This is a genomic window from Flavobacterium sp. LC2016-12, from assembly GCF_015351595.1.
GTDB lineage: Bacteria > Bacteroidota > Bacteroidia > Flavobacteriales > Flavobacteriaceae > Flavobacterium.
The window spans coordinates 1-1174 of the sequence record NZ_JADKPT010000023.1 but is presented as its reverse complement, the minus strand read 5'-3'; the positions used below and the strand labels follow the sequence as shown (position 1 = coordinate 1174).

The window sequence follows — 1174 nt, the reverse complement described above, 5'->3', positions numbered from 1 at the left end:
GTGTACAACGGCAACGGGAAGTTTTACGATTGACAATTACGATGCAGCTTACACTTATACGATAACACCATCCACAGGGGTAACACAAACTAGTGGTACTGTTACGGCTCCACAAGGAAGTTATACAATAAAAGCAACACTGGGATCTTGCAGTTCATCAGATTCAGTTGCGGCGGTTGTGAACGCTCAGCCTTCAACACCTGCAGTGCCAACACTAAGTGCTGTGACCCAGCCAACGTGTACAACGGCAACAGGAAGTTTTACGATTGACAATTACAATGCAGCTTACACTTATACGATAACCCCATCAACAGGTGTAACACAAACTAATGGTAATGTTACAGCTCCAGAAGGAAGTTATACAATAAAAGCAACACTTGGATCTTGCAGTTCATCAGATTCAGTTGCGGCAGTTGTAAGCGCTCAGCCTTCAACTCCAGCAGTTCCAACACTAAGCGCTGTGACCCAGCCAACGTGTGCAACGGCAACTGGTACCATAACTGTAACGGTTCAAAATGTATCAGATACGTATAGTTTTGATAATGGACAAAATTTCCAGGCAAGTAATTCTAAATCAGGTTTAATCTCTGGTACTTACTATGTAATTACTAAAAATGCAGCAGGATGTAATTCACTTGCTGAATCAGTAATTATAAATGCAAAACCAAATTGCGCTCCTCTAGCGGTTGATGATACTATCACGGCTATTGAAGATACTTTGTTTACTTCCACAGTAAACCTTACGGCTAATGATACTGATGTTGACTTGGATGCGCTTACAGTAGTTGCAGGAACATTTACCACAACGCAGGGCGGAACCCTTACACTGGCAGCTGATGGTTCTTATACCTACATGCCTGCTGCAAACTTCCATGGTACCGATACAGTAAACTACACGGTAAGTGATGGTACTCTTACGGATATCGGAACTCTTACTATAACGGTAACGCCTGTAAACGATGCTCCTGTAGCGGTTGATGATACCATCACGGCTATTGAAGATACTTTGTTTACTTCCACAGTAAACCTTACGGCCAACGATACCGATATTGATTTGGATACGCTGACTGTAGTTGCGGGAACATTCACCACAGCTCAGGGCGGAACCCTTACACTGGCAGCTGACGGTTCTTATACCTACATGCCTGCTGTAAACTTCCATGGTACCGATACA

1 protein-coding gene is annotated in these 1174 nt (G+C 43.4%); it reads left to right on the top strand.

Features of this window, described 5'->3' with window-relative positions:
* Positions 1-1174: cadherin-like domain-containing protein (locus IRZ99_RS21085; RefSeq protein ID WP_194659344.1), on the top strand; the 1174-nt coding region annotated here is incomplete at both ends.